Source organism: Phenylobacterium immobile (ATCC 35973), from assembly GCF_001375595.1.
Classification (GTDB): domain Bacteria; phylum Pseudomonadota; class Alphaproteobacteria; order Caulobacterales; family Caulobacteraceae; genus Phenylobacterium; species Phenylobacterium immobile.
Genome location: NZ_CVJQ01000001.1, coordinates 1,490,015 through 1,507,108, shown reverse-complemented (window position 1 = coordinate 1,507,108; position 17,094 = coordinate 1,490,015). Strand labels below are relative to the sequence as shown.

Annotated in this window: 13 protein-coding genes; 7 read left to right on the top strand and 6 right to left on the bottom strand. The window is 62.0% G+C overall.

The window, feature by feature from the left end:
* Positions 1-5: 5 nt before the first annotated feature.
* Genes trbK-alt through BN1313_RS07245 form a run of 6 tightly spaced genes read left to right on the top strand, consistent with a single transcriptional unit; the run spans position 6 to position 4,829 of the window.
* The gene (gene trbK-alt / locus BN1313_RS07270; protein WP_091738414.1) at positions 6-353 is read left to right on the top strand and encodes a putative entry exclusion protein TrbK-alt; all 348 of its coding nucleotides are present in this window, start codon (positions 6-8) and stop codon (positions 351-353) included.
* Positions 353-1,651 carry a P-type conjugative transfer protein TrbL gene (trbL, locus tag BN1313_RS07265; protein WP_091738411.1) on the top strand — a complete coding sequence of 433 codons (1,299 nt, stop codon included), beginning with the start codon at positions 353-355 and terminating at the stop codon, positions 1,649-1,651. The genes trbK-alt and trbL overlap by 1 nt, the downstream gene beginning before the upstream one ends.
* Entirely contained in the window at positions 1,648-2,334 is a 687-nt protein-coding gene (gene trbF / locus BN1313_RS07260; RefSeq protein WP_091738408.1) for a conjugal transfer protein TrbF, read from the top strand. The genes trbL and trbF overlap by 4 nt, the downstream gene beginning before the upstream one ends.
* Positions 2,334-3,335 carry a P-type conjugative transfer protein TrbG gene (gene trbG, locus BN1313_RS07255; RefSeq protein ID WP_091738405.1) on the top strand — a complete coding sequence of 334 codons (1,002 nt, stop codon included), beginning with the start codon at positions 2,334-2,336 and terminating at the stop codon, positions 3,333-3,335. The genes trbF and trbG overlap by 1 nt, the downstream gene beginning before the upstream one ends.
* A complete protein-coding gene (locus BN1313_RS07250) occupies positions 3,332-4,576 on the top strand; it encodes a TraB/TrbI/VirB10 family type IV secretion system protein (RefSeq protein ID WP_091738402.1) in 1,245 nt (414 codons plus the stop codon). Before trbG ends, BN1313_RS07250 begins: the two co-directional genes overlap by 4 nt.
* 4 nt (positions 4,577-4,580) lie before the next feature.
* Complete coding sequence (locus BN1313_RS07245; RefSeq protein WP_091738399.1) at positions 4,581-4,829, top strand: DUF2274 domain-containing protein; 249 nt, start codon at positions 4,581-4,583, stop codon at positions 4,827-4,829.
* On the opposite strand, the gene BN1313_RS07240 is transcribed toward BN1313_RS07245, so the two are convergent.
* From BN1313_RS07240 to BN1313_RS07220, 6 genes are all read right to left on the bottom strand, one after another.
* Positions 4,796-5,743, bottom strand: coding sequence for a LysR family transcriptional regulator (locus BN1313_RS07240; protein ID WP_091738396.1), 948 nt, complete (start codon positions 5,741-5,743; stop codon positions 4,796-4,798). The two genes, BN1313_RS07245 and BN1313_RS07240, sit on opposite strands and share 34 nt — an antisense overlap.
* An 87-nt stretch (positions 5,744-5,830) precedes the next feature.
* Positions 5,831-9,130 (bottom strand): DUF499 domain-containing protein, encoded by a 3,300-nt coding sequence (locus BN1313_RS07235; protein WP_091738393.1) that lies wholly within the window; start codon positions 9,128-9,130, stop codon positions 5,831-5,833.
* Between the two features lie 13 nt (positions 9,131-9,143).
* Positions 9,144-11,933 carry a DUF1156 domain-containing protein gene (locus BN1313_RS07230; protein WP_218054329.1) on the bottom strand — a complete coding sequence of 930 codons (2,790 nt, stop codon included), beginning with the start codon at positions 11,931-11,933 and terminating at the stop codon, positions 9,144-9,146.
* The gene (locus tag BN1313_RS16285; protein WP_141653098.1) at positions 11,930-12,376 is read right to left on the bottom strand and encodes a hypothetical protein; all 447 of its coding nucleotides are present in this window, start codon (positions 12,374-12,376) and stop codon (positions 11,930-11,932) included. The genes BN1313_RS07230 and BN1313_RS16285 overlap by 4 nt, the downstream gene beginning before the upstream one ends.
* Complete coding sequence (locus tag BN1313_RS07225; RefSeq protein WP_091738389.1) at positions 12,373-15,891, bottom strand: helicase-related protein; 3,519 nt, start codon at positions 15,889-15,891, stop codon at positions 12,373-12,375. Before BN1313_RS07225 ends, BN1313_RS16285 begins: the two co-directional genes overlap by 4 nt.
* A gap of 33 nt (positions 15,892-15,924) precedes the next feature.
* Positions 15,925-16,809: a WYL domain-containing protein gene (locus BN1313_RS07220; RefSeq protein ID WP_091738386.1), complete on the bottom strand. Its 885-nt coding sequence runs from the start codon at positions 16,807-16,809 to the stop codon at positions 15,925-15,927.
* Positions 16,810-16,934: 125 nt separating this feature from the next.
* Here BN1313_RS07220 and BN1313_RS16520 point away from each other — a divergent pair, with 125 nt between their 5' ends.
* Positions 16,935-17,078 carry a hypothetical protein gene (locus BN1313_RS16520; protein ID WP_162843685.1) on the top strand — a complete coding sequence of 48 codons (144 nt, stop codon included), beginning with the start codon at positions 16,935-16,937 and terminating at the stop codon, positions 17,076-17,078.
* Positions 17,079-17,094: the final 16 nt, after the last annotated feature.

The window sequence follows — 17,094 nt, the reverse complement described above, 5'->3', positions numbered from 1 at the left end:
GGCGGATGCGCTGGCCTGCATTGCTCGCCGACAGGCTCCAGCGACCAAAGCCTGGTCGGATCCTCGTCGTCGGCACTGTCGCGGCGGTGATCGTCGCGATCGCGGTGTGGTTCACGACGGCGGCACGCTCCGACAGGCCGGCCGAAAGAAGCCCCGCGACGACGATCGCGCGCGATCCGCTCGAAGCCGAACTGGCCCGCTGCAACGACCTGGGTTCGCCCGCGATCGATGATCCAGGCTGCAAACGGGCCTGGTCTGAAAATCGCCGCCGGTTTCTCGGCGGCGCCAACGCGCAGGCGCCAGCCGTGAACGAACATCCCGGCGCTCCGATTAGCCGACAGGAGCAACGCTGATGCAGGGCACCGGGGTCATCGACCGCTTTCTGGAAGTCTTCACCCGCTATATCGACAGCGGCTTTGGCTTGCTCCAGGGCGAAGTCGCGTGGTTGGCCTCAACCCTGATCGTCATCGACGTAACGCTCGCTGCACTGTTTTGGGCCTGGGGTGCGGACGAGGATATCCTCGCCCGCCTGGTCAAGAAGACCCTCTTCGTCGGTGCGTTCGCCTTCATTATCGGCAACTGGAACACGCTGGCCCGCATTGTCTTTGAGAGCTTTGCGGGGCTCGGGCTGAAGGCATCGGGCACAGGGCTGACGGCTGCGGAATTTCTGCGCCCCGGTCGGATTGCCCAAGTCGGCTTCGATGCCGGTAGGCCCATCCTGGAGTCCATCTCCGGGCTTATGGGCTACATCAGCTTCTTCGAAAATTTCATCCAGATCGTCGTCCTGCTGCTGGCCTGGGCGATCGTGCTGCTGTCTTTCTTCATCCTCGCCATCCAGCTCTTCATCAGCCTGATCGAGTTCAAGCTCGCGACCTTATGCGGCTTCGTGCTCGTGCCCTTTGGCCTGTTCAACAAGACCGCGTTCATGGCCGAACGAGTGCTTGGTCTCGTGATCAGTTCAGGCGTGAAGGTGCTGGTGCTCGCCGTTGTGGTCGGCATCGGATCGACGTTGTTCGGCGAGTTCACGCAAGGTTTTCAGGCCCAGCCCACAATCGAAGACGCGATGGCGCTGGTGCTTGCTGCGCTGTCGCTGCTCGGCCTTGGCATTTTTGGCCCCTCGATCGCCAATGGCATCGTCTCGGGCGGCCCGCAGCTTGGCGCCGGGGCAGCCGTTGGCACTGGACTGGCTGCCGGCGGCGCGCTCCTTGCTGGCGCAGCCGGCGCGCGCATGGCGGGCGGTGCGGCGATGGCGGCCGTGCGGGGCGGAGCCAGTGTCGCTGGCGGCGCTTCGACGGCCTATCAACTTGGAAGCGCCGCCAAAGGGGGCAGCGTTGCGGGCGGACTATCCGGCGTCGCGCAAGCCGGGGCTTCCGCAGCGGCCTCGCCGCTCCGCAGAGCAGCCGCCGAGATGGGGCAGCGCTACCAAGCCGGTGGCCGGGCGGCGTTCGAAGCCATGGGCGGCAAAGTCACCGGAGGGACCGACGCCAGCCCGGCCAACGATGCGGGCTCCGCCTCCGGGGAGCCCGCCTGGGCCAAATCGATGCGTCAACGCCAATCAGCCGCGCACGGCATCCAGACCGCCATTCATGCCGTCCGTGCCGGCGATGGAGGCGGCGCAGGCTCTTCTGTCAGCATTCGAGAGGGTGAATGATGTTCTTCAAACGACCGTCCAGCCGTTACGGCCGGACGCCCGAACCCGAGACCCCTTATCAACGTGCCGCTCAGGCTTGGGATGACCGCATCGGGTCTGCGCGCATCCAGGCTCGCAACTGGAGACTGATGGCGTTCGGCTCGCTGTGCCTGTCTGCCGGCCTGTCCGCTGCCGTCGTTTGGCAAGCCATGTCTGGAACGGTCGTGCCGTGGGTCGTGCAGGTTGACCGGCTCGGGCAAGCCCAAGCGATCTCGCCAGCCGAGACCGGCTATCGGCCGACCGATCCTCAGATAGCTTGGCATCTCGCCCGCTTTATCGAGGAAACCCGCTCAATCCCGGCGGACCCGATCGTGCTGCGCCAGAACTGGCTACGCGCCTACGACTATACGACCGACCAAGGCGCGCTGGCGCTTAACGACTATGCACGGGTCAACGACCCGTTTGCCAAGGTCGGCCGGGAACAGGTCGCGGTCGATGTCTCCAGCGTCATCCGAGCGTCACCGGGGAGCTTTCGCGTTGCTTGGGTCGAGCGGCGATACGTCGATGGGGCGCTCGCGGCCACCGAGCGCTGGACGGCCATCCTGACCATCACAATCCAAACCCCTCGTGACGTCGAGCGCCTGCGCAAGAATCCGCTCGGTGTGTACGTCCATGCCCTCAATTGGTCGAAGGAGCTCGGCTGATGCGACTGATCCCCGTTACAACCATCATGCTTGCGTCGGTATCGCTCGCGGCCTGTTCGCATACCTGGAAGCCGCCGGAGATCACCTATGATCCTATCGCGGCCCCGCAGCCGGCGACGCCCGAGGTCGAGCCGCCCAAGCCGGTCGAAATCGTGCAGATTCCGACGCCCTTGCCTCTGCCAGGCCAACTCCAACGCATTCCACCGCCCCCCTCGCAGACACCGGAGCCGGCCGACCCGCGCGCACGGGTGGAAGCCGCCAATGGCGCCGCCCGCATTCAGCCAAGCCGGTCCGGCTATTTCAACGCGGTTCAGGTCTATCCCTATTCGGATGGCGCGCTGTACCAAGTGTACACAGCGCCGGGCCAGGTGACCGACATCGCCCTCGAAGCGGGTGAGCAACTGGTCGGCACAGGACCTGTGGCCGCCGGCGACACGGTGCGCTGGATCATCGGTGATACGGAAAGCGGCAGCGGGCCGACCCGACGGATCCATATCCTCGTCAAGCCGACGCGCGCCGATCTTCAGACCAACTTGGTGATCAATACCGATCGCCGGACGTATCATCTCGAACTGCGGGCGGCCGAGCGCACCTACATGGCCAGTGTTTCCTGGTCTTATCCGCAAGACCAGCTCATCGCCCTACGCCGCCAGAACTCACAAGCGCAGGCCGCGGAGACGGCAGCGACCTCGCCGTTGCCGGCGCTGGAGTCGCTGAACTTTCGCTACCGGATCGAAGGCGACAATCCGGCTTGGCGACCGGTTAGGGCCTTCGACGACGGGCGGCAGGTCTTCATCGAGTTTCCAACTGGCATTGCGCAGGGCGAGATGCCCCCGCTCTGGATCATCGGCGCACAGGGCAATGCGGAACTGGTGAACTACCGCGTGCGTGGCCGCTACATGGTCGTTGACCGTCTCTTTGGCGGCGCTGAGCTTCGCCTGGGCGGAGACCGCCAACGGCGCGTCCGTATCGTTCGCATTGACCCGAGGCCGGCATCGTGACCGGCCCCGTTCTTGAGCAAACGCCGGACGAGCCTCCTCGGCCAGAGCGCGAAATCGCCGCTGAGCTGCGTCTTCGGCCCGACCGGCCCAAGGTCGTCCGCCTTTCGCGAAAAGTGCTCGGCCTCATCGCGGGCGTTTCGGCCGTCGCCATCGGCGGATCGTTGATATGGGCGCTGCAATCCAGCCGACCGAGAACGACCGCCGAGCTTTATAACACCGACAACAGGACCACGGCCGACGGCCTGTCGCGGCTGCCTACATCCTATGCCGGGGTGCCTCGTGAAGTGCCGCCGCTCGGGCCGCCGCTCCCCGGCGATCTCGGACGCCCCATGCTCAACAACGGCATCCAGCCCGGTCCTATCCCGGGCGCTCCGGCACCCGCGACCGCGCCGGATCCGGAAGCCCAGCGCGTTGCGCAGGAGCGTCAGCGGATCGCTCAGGAACGCGAGGCCGCTCGCGCCAGTCGACTGTTCGCGGGGGAATCCCGCACGCCCGGCAGCGGTCCCTCAGCCGCTGGGCTCGAGATGCCGGGAGCGGCGTCGCCGCAACTCGGCGCCCTCGCGGCCGGAAGCGGTCAACCGACACCGCCGCCAAGCGAAGGCGATCGGAGGTCGGCATTCTTGGGCGGTCCCGCTGACCGGCGCACGATCAGTACCGAAACGCTTCAGGCCCCGGCGAGTCCCTATACCGTGCAAGCGGGCGCTGTGATTGCCGCCGCGATGGTGACGGGCCTGCGCTCGGACCTGCCGGGCCAAATTACCGCGCAAGTCACCGAGAATATCTATGATGGCCCCACCGGGCGCATCTTGCTCATCCCCCAAGGTGCCCGGCTGATTGGACAGTACGATGCACAGGTCAGTTTCGGCCAATCTCGGGCGCTTCTGGTCTGGAACCGCCTGATCCTCCCCAACGGCCGCTCGATCATCCTGGAGCGTCAGCCCGGCGCCGACGCCTCCGGCTATGCCGGACTCGAAGACAAGGTGGACAATCATTGGGGGCAACTTTTCCGGGCCGCGATGCTGTCCACCCTGCTGAGCGTTGGGTCGGAAGCAGGCACATCCTCGGATGAGAGCGACCTGCTTCAGGCGATACGGCGTGGCGGATCCGACAGCATCAGCCAGACAGGACGGCAGATTGTCGGCCGCTCGCTGAGTATCCAGCCCACCATCACCATCCGCCCTGGCTTCCCGGTCCGCGTGATCGTCACCCGCGATCTCGTCCTCGAACCTTATAGAGGCTGAACCGATGACAAGGCTCAAACTCGGCGCACTGGTTGATGACCGCCCGGTTCGTCTGACGATCGAACTGCCCGCTGCAATTCACCGTGACCTGGCCGCCTATGCCGACGTCTTGGCGCGGGAGACCGGCACGAAGACCGAGCCGACCAAGTTGATCGCGCCGATGCTTGCGCGGTTCATGGCTTCGGATCGCGCTTTCGCCAAAGCCCGTCGGGCTAAGGCTCACCCCTCGGGTGACGGCGACGGCTCGACATAGCCGCTCTTGAGGAACGACCAGAACCGCCGCAGCGGTGGGTTATCGTTTCCTGGATCACGATACGCCGTCAGCGGCACCAAGGCGTCGTCCGCCCCGCTGCCGAGCGGCACCGCCACGACGCCTTCAGGCAGCCGCCCCAGATCGGATTCGATCATCAATGCGATGCCCAAGCCCATACCGACCATGGAAAGCGCCGTCTCGCGACTGATCAGATGCGAACGTGTGAGTGGCTGGCGGCCTGGCCCAGCAAGCTGCGCCGCGAGCAACTGAACTGCTTCAGGGCCGGCGCCGTGGGCCGACACGAGGAAGGTTTCGCTTTCTATATCTGACCAAGCGATTTCGGACCTCTCCGCCAATGGGTGATCGGCCATGAGGATGATGTGCAGCCGCTCGCGCCAAAGCAGGAGCGGTTCGCCAAGCATGTCATCTGGAGCGCCGAGGAGGACCACAATATCAATCGAGCGCGAGCTGATGCCCTCGACCATGCGCGAGCGATCGCCCTCAACAACGTGGAGCTCCACTTCAGGGTGCCGGTCAGTGTAGGCCGCCAGCGCATCACGCAGGCGGCCCGTCGAGAGCGATGTGTAAAGGCCAAGGGTCAAGCGACCGGCAACACCCCGACTGGTCGCGCCAGCATTGGCCACCGCAAGGTCAAGCACGCGCAATGCGTCGCGCGCTTGTTCAAAAAAGACCAGCCCCGCTTGAGTAGGCTCCACTCCCTCCGATGAGCGATGAAACAGAGCAACAGCCAGCACATCCTCCAGGGCGCGGAGACGATGGCTCAATGCCGACTCGCTGATACCAATCACTCTCGCCGCACGGCGGAGGCTGCGATGTTCGGCTATGGAAAGCGCCAGACGAATGGACGCCAGATCAAGGCCGAGACGACGACTGGGTTTGAAACCAGCCGTCATTTGCTACCCAGCCTCCAGATCGTCGGAATACTCATAAGCGACCTCTGGCCGCACGATAATTCGACGATGATTAAGCCTTGATGACAATCATTCGATCGATTTTTCGACAAATCCCAAAGTGTTGGCGTTTTCGATCAGGGTCCGAACCTTGGCTCGATCGAGGCCGCTGGGCACGTCCGCATCGATCTCCAACTTAAGAGTCACGGCGCTGCCAGGGATCGTCGTCAGTTGCTCCACGATCGCTTCCACGATTTGATGGATTTCCCGCGCGGGTCGCTCAGCAGAAATCATGACCGTCCCGAAAAACCGGGTCGGCTTACGCTCCGGTGCCGGGGCATCCGGCGTTCCATCCGCAGGACCAGCGGCGGGTGGGAGACCTTCTGGACTGGCGGGAGGACCTGCAACGGAAGGCGGGCCGGGCTGCACCGGCGCCGGACGATGCGCTTCAGCCACGTCAGGTTTGATGATGACACTGTCGCTGTCGATCACAACGGCGGCGTTGGTGGCGCGCTCGATCGCCAGTCCCAGATAGGTGTCGGTCTTGTCGTCCCACCGCTCCGCATAGCCAAACGGCCCGGGTAGCATTCCCGTAATGGCGGTCTGCACCGTCTTCACCAGCACAGCCTGGTTCTTAAGCCGGGGCAGGTAGGTGTAGCGGTTCAGATATTCCCACAGATCCTTGAGCGAGAGATGCGGCTTTCCATTCCAGATGTATTTCTGGAGATCCCGGTCAAGGCGAGTGGGGCCAAGTTCGGGGAGCAGCCCCTCCTCCGCCACCAACTTCTTGCTCGCCCGCGCCAACAGACCGTCCTGGGCCGGCACCTTGCCCGAAACCCACTCGACCTCGGCCTGGGCGCTCTCCTGAACCGGATAATGAAGGTAGCACCACGCCTCCTTCAGCCGGGTCTTCACGGTTTCATTGGCCTCGGTCAGCTTCGCTTTGGCCAGCGCGCTGTCGCTTTGGGTTAGGTTGAGCCGATCTGTATCGCGGACGATCTCGCCCCATGCCAAAGCCGAGCGGACGGCGTCCTTGAGGTTGTCGAGCTGCCGTGCCTCGGCCGCGATGAAGACCAGCATGTTACGATAGACGCGCGGCGTGCTGCCGCGCTGGATCAAGATCTCCTTGGCCTCGGTCAGCGCCTCGGAGCCGTCGCGTCCGGTATGGGGATGGGCGACACCCAGCACGACAGCGCGGACGCCACCTGCATCATCGGGCACCTCCGCAGAGGTCGAGGGCGCCACCTGCACGGCGTCGAAATGACCACGGTCAGCGATGCCGTTGATGTATTTCGTCAACTCATTGTCGATGGTCATCAAGACCAGCGCGCTCTCAAGCTGCGCGGCACGATCCGCCGCGATGCGGTTGAGGCTGGCCGACATCGAGTACCAGTACCGACCGAGGTCGGCGTGCATAAACTTGGCCTGGTTGGTCAACCGCCGCAACGCATCACCGAAAATGGCAGGCCGTTCGCCGGGCTGGACGACGCCCAGATTGATCTGCTTGTCGTCGAGGCCCGTATTTTGCTGCTGATGCGTCGGCGCCGTACCCATGAAGATCGCCCGGGCAACGCGCCGCGTCGCTGAGTAGCGATTGAGGTTCGGCGCGGACTGATCGACTTTGTATGGCGTAGCGGCCGTGCCATCGACGTCAGCCGCGATGATCGACTGCCAACTCACATCCAGGTAATGGAGCAGTTCAGGTTCGACCCGCGGCGAGCTGACAGAGACGCTGCCCGGCATGATCATCACGGACGGGTCACCGTTCATCCACAATTCGTGGATGACCTGCGCCATAAGCCGCAGAACGCCTCGCGTGCGCTGAAATTTTTCCAGCGAGCCCCAGCTCGTGTAGAGCTGATCGAACAGCTCCGGATGGATGGGATAGGCCTTCTCCAGCTTTCGACGATAATCTTCGTCGGCGCAGCCCTGCGGGAAGTCGTTCGAGTTCTCGCGATAAAGCTTGGCGAACTGCTTGAGCGTATTGTCGCGGTGATGGAATTTATCGCCGGGTATCTGCTTGAATAGCCGACGGCGAACAATCTCATAGCTCTCTTCCTGCGAAGCCGGACGCCATGACGATTCCACGCGACTGAAGGTCTGCTTCAGCCGAGCCAGAGCTTCCTGGCCGCCTTCGCCGCCGACCTCGATCTGCGACGCGGGCAGCGACGCCACTAGCAATGTGCCCGGGCTCGCCTTTACGGCTTCGGTCAGCGACTGGACGAACGAAAGGTTGGCATCAAACGAGCCGGACGGGAGACCTTCGACCCGGTAGATTTGGCGCAGATAGGCGACCCATTCGTCGATCAAGATCAGGCACGGCGAGTATTTGTTGAATATTTCCTCGAGGAGGTTCGACCCAGGCGCGATGCCCTTCGCGTCATTCTCCGCGATCATGTCGAAGGCTTCTTCGCCCCCGAGCTGCCATGCCAGCTCGCCCCAGGTGGTGCGGATTTTCCGGTCGCCAGTGGCGTTGAGAACGTCCTGCGGCCCGCGCGACGTTCCGACCAGAACGGCGCGATTGATCTTGGCCGGGACCGCCAGACCATGCTCATCGAGCAGTTGATCGAGACCGGACAGATCCTGCGCCGGCGTACCGCCAGCCATATGATAGAGCGCCAGCATCGAGTGGGTCTTGCCGCCGCCGAAGTTGGTTTGCAGCTCGACAACTGGATCTCCGCCGCCGCCCGACAGGCGTTTGGCGGCGCCGACAAGCAGCGTACTCAGCCCCTCGGTCAGATAGGTCCGGCTAAAGAATTGCTGCGGATCACGGTATTCTGCCGGAGCGCTGCCCGTATGAACCTTGCCGAGATCGGCCGCGAATTCGGCCTGCTGGAATTCACCTGTCGCAACGTCCTGGTGAGGCTCGACCACTTCACGCCATGGGAAAAGGCCGGCGACAGTTTCGACAGAGATGTCCAGCCGCTGCGTCTTGCGACGCTCTTCATTCCGCTGAAGCTCGGTGAATTTCGTGCGCAGGATTGTATCGCGCATCTTGGAAAGCTGCTCGGCAGTCTCGCCGGCGCTGATCGCCTCCATTAGACGGCGCATGGAGTCCAGCGCGCGCTCGGCGTCATCGTAGGTGAAGGTCTCATTATGCGAGAGCTTGTTGCGGACGTCGACCAACTCGTTGACCAGTGACCGCTCAGCTCGACCAAGCACGGCCTTGAACGCGTCCATCCAGAAGCGGTCCATGGCGTTGAAGAGCGCGGCCTGATCCCAGCCCACGTCGCCTTTACCGTTGGGTCGCAGGCCGGGGAGCTTCTCCAGCACCTGGACCTGCCAATGACCCTTAAGCGAGCTCTCCAGACGCTTCTCCACAAAGGGGATCAGCGCCTCGGGCAGCAGCTCCATACCCTCAAACACTTGCTGGCGCGTACTTTTGGCCATCTATTCGTACCCCTCAGAGATCCAACCGGGTCTGGCGATTGCCGCCCGTGTCGTGGATTGCTGCAGCCTGCCGAGTAAGCTCGGTCCAAACGGCAATCAACGCGTTGTAAGATGTGGCTTCCTTGGCATCGGCTCGCTTCTCGCAAATGCCGTACAAGCAATAGGCCAGATCCTTGACGGCTTCCGCCATCTCCGATCCCAGCTTCTTCAAAAGCAACGCTGCGCTGGCTTCACCGTCATTCTCGAGAGCGCGAACGAGATGCTGGCACGCCTCCCAGACTGTCAGATGGCCGTCTGCGGCAGGATCCCACTTGTCGTCCAACTCGTCGCGCGCGAGAATGCGAACCTTGCCAGCTTGGCCTTCAACGATCCCAGCATGGCGGACACTCTCCACCGACACGCCGCGTGCTTGAGCAATGGAGTTCGCGGTGCCGTAATCACCTGCCTTCAAACCGTTTTGCTCAAACCATGTGATCGCAAAGCGGGTGTCGGGATCAAATTCACCTTGGATGCCGCCAAGGTATTCATCGAGCTCACGATTGATGAGCTGCAAAGCGGCTTTGACGGTCATTGGCGTGTCATCCGATTCCAGGACGGCACCATACCGAGAGAAGATCCCCATGCCGGGGCCGATCGCCGATTGCGGCATGTCTGCAGGCGCGATGCTCACGGACTGCAATTCCGATATTGCCGGCGGTAGCTCCCGCTTTAACGCGCGGATGAACTCGGCTCGCGTGATCGCCTCTGCAGCAATGTCTCGCTTACGGCAGACTAGCACCACCGAGTTGGCGAGCGCGTTGGTCCCGACGGCGATCATCCGCCCCGGCTTCTCGGTGCGAAGCGGCCACGTTCCCACCACTGCGTAGCCAGCCTCGACGATAGACTGGATGAACGTGGCCCAACCGGTCGAACTTATGCCCTCCTGCTCCACCTCACTCTGCTTGAAGGCGTAATAGATGGTCGTAGGAAAATCGGCCGAGGTCTGCTGAGCCATAGTCGTGATTGCCCGACGCATTCCCTGCAAAAAGAACGCGTCAGCGGCCTCGCGACCGCCATGACGGTACGGAGTGGCAACAAGCTCATCAGCCTTCGGCGTCACGAGAAGCCCAAAAAGGTCGGGATATACTTCCTTCAGAGAGGGCTTCATCCAACAGAAGAAGAAGTCCGACAGGTCTGCATATGCGATATTGTCGTAATAGGGCGGATCAGTGGAGACGACCGTTCCAGAGTTGTAGGACAAGCTCTGCGCATCTGCCTGCGTTACAGATGCTTGCTGCACGCCGGCACCTATGGCCTCAAAACCCTTCACCATGCGACTGAAGAGGCTATGATAGCTGCCGCTTGAGGTGCTGAACACATTCACCTCGGCAAAATCCCAGGTCATCGGGATAGCCTGGCGGGCAAAGGTCGAGCGCATCTGCTGATTGGGCGCGTTCCATCCGCAAATGGTTGAACAATGATTGGCGAGTTGGCCGGTAAGGAAGCCCAGGTAAACGGCTACCGCCTCTGCATACGCCTTTGCGCCTTTTCCGCTATCGGCGAGACGCGCATGGTCATCTAGCATTCCAGAAACCAAGGCATCCTTCTCGATGATTGCACGCACATCGTGAACCAGATCGCTGAATGTCGTCAGGGCAACGAGCTGGCGATCGGTGAACAGATCGCCGAACGTCGTAAGACCGTAATCGACCGTCCAGAAATTCCGTGGATCATTGGGTAGATTGGTAGTTGGCTTCCAGTCAGGTTTGGCCGCGAAGGCGGCATTTACCTGCTCAGGCGTCGGCGCTGCATAAGCGCGACCGTTTTTGCCTTCCGCAACGATCGCCATCAGCACCTGGCCCATACGTCCAGCGCGTCCGATGCTTTTCACATAATCGGGTGTGATTGCTGTATCGGAGAGCAAGCACCGGAAATTGGCGCCTCGCCCTGCCTTTGTACCTTCCTTGGCCTTGGCAAGCTCTGCCTTGGTTCCACCGCGCCTGATCTCGTAGGAGATTGTCATCGATGCCTTATCGACGACAGGCTGGATCCAGACTTCCTTCCCCGGCTTTGCACTAAGGAGAAACGAGGAGGCGATAGGAACCGGCGCACCGGAAAAGGCGGGGTCAGGACTTGGCACGGTTCGCGACCATATCCAGGCGATCGGAATTGCCTCGCCACCCCCGTATGCAGCCGGCAACTGGACGTTCGGATAGAGATGCCCGATCCGCTGAAAAGCCAGATCCCGCAGGCGTTCGCCATAATATCGCACGTCCTCCGCCAAGCCCTCAGCATTGCGGTAATGGATGCGGTCCTGGGGTCCGGGGTGAATGGGGCCCTTCCCCTGGAAGAGCGAAGGCAGCTCAACCAGCGCTTTCCCGATCATGACCGCGACCGGATTGAGGTCAGAACCCTGTGCCGGCAAACCGAGCCGCTGGGCCTCAAGCGTGATCGAGCCACCGCCTGAGAAGGGATCATAGATTTGCGGCAGCCGGCCACCACAGCTTCGCCGAATCTCGATCCTGGCCCGTTCTAGCACCTCTTCGTTGGCGGAGTTTTCCCACACAACGAGATCCTCGATGATCCGGAACAGGCGCGCGCGCTCCGCATCGACTGCGGCTTCCGTCGTGAACACCTCTGGGTGGCTGGATGGATCGTCAACCAACTGTGCGAATAGCACCGCCCGACAAGCCGCTAGCGGGCGCCGCGCCCACCACAGGTGGAGGGTCGAGGGATGACCGTGGCGTATCGACTTCTCGCGGGCCGACGCAGCATTAATTGCTTCGAGGGGCAACGCCACCTCGATGAGCTTTTTTACGGTCAACGCCCCATCTCCACTAACATTTTCTCATCTTCTGCGCTCAGATTCTGAAAGTTTTGAGGTGGCGAAAAGACCATCCTGCTCGAAATATCGTCCGCGCTAACTGGACGATTAAAAAACTCGAAGCATTCCATATAGATCGCACCAACGGAATCTCTGTCAGCGAGATATTTAGCGAGTTCGGCTTCGGGTATGCAGCCTCGGGGTGCGAGGCTGAGCGCCTGACTTGCGCTCACACGCTCAATCTTCGTTACCTTTGCACTGCCTACGACCGACATGACGGGCGCGCCAATGTAGAAGTAGACTCGGTCAGGCAGCTTCGACGGAAAGCGCTTTCGAAAGAAGAGATGGACCTTCCCCGATTTTAACGGCGCTTCCCACTTGTTGAAAAAGGAATACACGACTGAACGGCCGCGAGGCTCTTGGGTCAAATTCTCTTCACTCATAGGGGTAGTCCTGATCGGGAGAGTAGCTTTGCGAGGTCGAACTGTATTGCAGTCGTCTCAAACGAAGGCTCATGGTCCGATAACGGGCCATGTAGGTAGCGCGGCGCTTGCGCAATTCCATTCTCAACCTGAACAATAGCTAGGATATATTTTTCCGGCTCGTGGAGCGAGGTGATGACCTCCTGCCGGGTGATCATCACGCTATCGGCACCGTGGATACGGCCCTTAACCTCGATGAAGCGCAGATGCTTGGTGCGTGGATCATACGACGCGATATCGTACCCGATTTTCTGCGCCGACACGTCGCTGGGCACATTGCCGAGCGCCCGCTCCGTCGCGATCACCGCGTCCATCGCAGCCAGTTCGATAACGCGGCGCGCGTCAGCGTCGGCCGAGAACGGGGGTGGCGCTCCCTCGGCAGGAGCTGCGCCCGGAATGCCGCGCGCGTCGAGAAGGCCGCGCGGGACGACAACCATCCCGCCCCGAACCCTGGGGGGCTGCGATGAAATGAACCGCTCTTGTTCGAGCTGATCCATGCGCCGCTTCTGGCGCTCGGCTAGGTCTTCGGCGCGCCGCTGGGCGTTTTGCCAGCTCAAGCGCGTCTTCTTACCCGCCTTCTCTTCTTCCTTCAGTTCAAACGCGCGCGAGTCCCAGTAGTTGATCTCCTTCTTGAGGCGTGCGCGCACCTCGCGTTCGACCTTCTCGATCTCGGGCAAGCGGCGCGCCTTGATCTCGGCTACATGCGCCTGCGCCAGCTCGACAGTGGCGAACCGCACGGCCGTCTTTTCCAGCTCAGTCGTCAGCCAGTCCTCATGGAGGACATCCTGCACGCTGGCGATCTCCTCAGGGGTGGCAGGGCGCAGGTTGAGGTGCGGCGCGATGCCGGCGTTGGCGGCCTCCCCGGCCTTGTTGATCGAGGCGAATTGAAGCTTCTGCGACACCACATGCGGCTTGCCCGCGCTGGTCTCCAGGCCATCCTGAATGCTGTGCTCAAGAAGGAAGACCGCAGACAGGTCAGTCCCCGCATCAAGGTCGTCGACCAAGATCGCGCCCTGACGCATGATCTGCTCATATTGCTCGCGCACGATGCTGATCACCGCTTCGAGCAACGGATGACCCGGGCACACGAATGTCGCGACCGGTTGCTGGTTGATCCGGCCCTTTTCGAAACAGATGCGCTCATACTTCTTCTGGATCGGCGCGCCGGTGCCGATCTGGCGATCCCGCTCGCGGATCCGAACCGGGACATGAGTGATCTCCCAACGCCCCTCTTCCCGGCGCTTCATCTTGCCGCCCAAATGCTGGAAAGCTTCAACGAAGAAGCTTTGGACATGGTGCGGTTGCAGCCGCTGAGCCTCGGCGCGCTCCATCTCCAACCGCAGCTCCTCGACCTTGGCCTCGGGCATGGTGTCGTTCGTCAGCGCACGCCGCTGGAGCAACTCAAGCAGGTGTCCTTGATCCACCGCGCCATCGACCTGGCGGAATAGCCTGGCTTTGACGTCCTCCTGCTCGCCATACTGGATGGCCTGAAAAAGGAGATCCTTGAGCGCGACACCCTCGAAAAGTTCGCCCAGGACATCATAGACCCGGCCGCCCAAGGCTTCCCGCGCCGCCTCGAGCTTCTCGAGAAGCCGAGCGTATACCTCGCCTTCGCGGGTATCGGCCGCGACGAGGTTCCACAGATGGCAGACTTCGGTCTGGCCGATCCGGTGGATGCGGCCGAAACGCTGTTCGATTTTGTTGGGATTCCAGGGCAGGTCGTAGTTGACCATCAGGTGGCCGCGCTGAAGGTTCACACCTTCGCCGGCTGCGTCGTTGGCAATCAGCACCAGCATGTCGCGGTCCTGCATGAACCGCTCGATGACCTTGCGCCGCTCTTCCCGCGACACGCCGCCATGGATCACATCGACGGCATCAGGATTGCCGAGCCGAGCGCGGACCTTGTCGACCAGATAATGGAGCGTGTCCTTCGGCTCGGTGAAGATGATCAGCTTGCGACGATTGCCGTCGGCATCGACCATGAGGTCATCGTCGAGGATACGATTGAGCTGCGTCCACTTGGCGTCGAGGCCAGAACGCAGGACCCCTAGCGCCATGGTCTCCAGGCCTTTGAGCGTCTCAACTTCGAGCGCGAGCTGCTCGACCGTCTCCGCGGTCGTCGCACCGGTCGCGATCAGGTCTTCGAGGTCGTCAATCTCGTCCTGGCCATATTCCTCGATATTCTTGAGGATGTCGGCGTTGACGTCCGGCGCGGCAAAGCCCGCACGGCGGCCCTTGGCGGCAAGCCGAGCCTCCCCGAGTTCGTTTTCAAGCCGCTCGCGCCGGCGCTTGAGCGACTGGTAGATCGCCGCTGGTGATGAGGCGAGGCGCCGCTGGAGAATCTGCAGGGCGAAGCCGACATTGTTGCGCTTCTTTCCGTCTCCTTCGGCGAAGCGCTGCACCCGATTCATCTCGGTACGCACATACTCGGTGACGGCGGTGTAGAGCGCCGCCTCCAGCTCGGAGAGCTGATATTTGACAGTGTACGCCCGGCGTTCCGGAAACAGCGGTCGACCGTCGAAGCGGAGCAATTCCTCCTTGGTGAGGCGGCGCATCATGTCGGCGGTGTCGGCGTAGTGAACGCCGTCGCGGAAGCGTCCCTCAAAACGGTCCCCGTCGAGGAGCGCCATGAAAAGCTGAAAATCCTCCTCCTTGCCGTTGTGCGGCGTAGCCGACATCAGCAGTAGGTGGCGACACGCTTCGCCGAGCTTCTGACCAACCTGATAGCGTTTGGTGTATTTAACGTCGCCGCCGAAATAGGTCGCCGACATGCGATGCGCTTCATCGCAGATGATAAGGTCCCACTCGCGGGCGCTCGCCAGCTTTTCCTGCAACTCCTCGTTCCGCGCCAGGACATCGAGGCGAACGATCAGCCGGTTGCGGTCCTCGAACGGATTACCTGACCGTGACGTCTCGATCATGTCCCGGGTCAGGATGTCGAATTCGAGATTGAACTTCTGACCCAGCTCGTCCTGCCATTGCTCCACCAAGCTGCCCGGCGCCACCACAAGACAGCGCTCGAGATCACTGCGCGCGATCAACTCCTTGATCAGCAGGCCGGCCATGATCGTCTTGCCCGCCCCGGGATCGTCGGCCAGCAGGAAGCGTAGTGGCTGGCGCGGCAGCATCTCGCCATAGACGGCCGAGATCTGGTGCGGCAGCGGATCGACCAGACTCGTGTGAATGGCCAGATAGGGGTCGAAAAAATGGGCGAGCTTGATCCGGTTGGCCTCGGTCACCAGTCGAAGCAGCGCACCATCGCCGTCGAACGACCAAGGCCGCCCGTTGACCTCGACTTCGAGCCGGTACTCGTCGTCGCGATAGAGCACGGCTTCGGCAACGGCACCGTTTAGATCGCGGTAGACGACGTTGATCGCCTGATCGCCGATCCAGTCGACAGACAGGATCTGGGCCGCCTGGGGTGAGGCGATGCCGCGCACCGACGCGCCATTCCGAATCTCTTCAAGCCTTGCCATATCTACCCCTACTGACCGCAACCGCCTTGATGCTCACGCCGCAAAATCGGCTTTTTCCAAAGCCGCCTCGGTCTCGGCCTGATTGACGACAACGATGTGCTGACTCCGGGCCGGCAGCTTGGCGGCGTCGCCCAAGAGGCCGAGCCGCTTCAGAACATAGAACAACATGGCGTAGCGCACGGTGAGGACCGCTGAGCCTTTCTCCATGCCATAGTCTTTGGCGACGACGGCCTTCTGACTTGTGGTCAGATCAGGGTGAGGGCCAATCTCGACACCGAACCGCTCTTGCCAAAGCGCATCATGCTCTGCGGGCGCCCCAGGTTCGTCGAGGCTCCCGATCCCGAGAACGCGCGGCAGCAGGAAATCCTTGAACTTGTCGGTGACGTGACAATAGCCGCGAACGTGCCAGCGGAAGCCGTCATAGCCGAAGGCGTGGGGCGTGATCCGGCGCCAGATCGGATCGGGCCGATCTTTACTCATCGACTGATAGTGAATGTCCACAGACCGGTGATCGCGCACGGCGCTGAGGACCGTGCGCAGTACGGACGCGTCGATATCTCGCCGGGGCGTCAAGGCGATGTCAGTGTCAGGAACCTGGGTGATCCAGGATTCCGATAGATCGATCAGTCCTTCAGCAACCGACCGCAGGCGCGACAGATAGCCGTCGGGATCGGGCTTGAGGAAATGGGGTTCGAAATGCTCGCTCGCGACGTACCGCTTGGCGCTCTTGTCGTAGAGGGCGTTGTGGGGCGCTCGCTCCTGGTAGAGCGTCAAATCCTTTGATGCTTGCGGCACCGAGACATCGAACATCTCGATGATGTCCGAGCGATTGACCCCGCCTTCCCAGAACAGGCGGAACTCGATGAACTCGAGCCGACGCTCAACGCCCCACTTCAATGTCGTCAGGCTTTCCGCCATCCGAATCTTCCTCCAAAACGGATGCAGATAAAAACTATATGGACACATCTGCACGACGTGTGTAGTTTCTATTCCCATCATGGAGTCGCGTCAAGCGAAACCGTGCCGGGCAACAGGAGGACTACATGGCCAAGACCCCCTCGAAGAATGAAGTAACGAGCAAGAAAGCCGCGAGTGCGGCATCGCAGGTGCTGCGCGACCCCAAGTCGAGCGCAGCGGCAAAATCGGCGGCGGCTTCGGCGCTGACGCAGCGCCCGAACAAGAAGTAAGTCAGGGAGAACGACG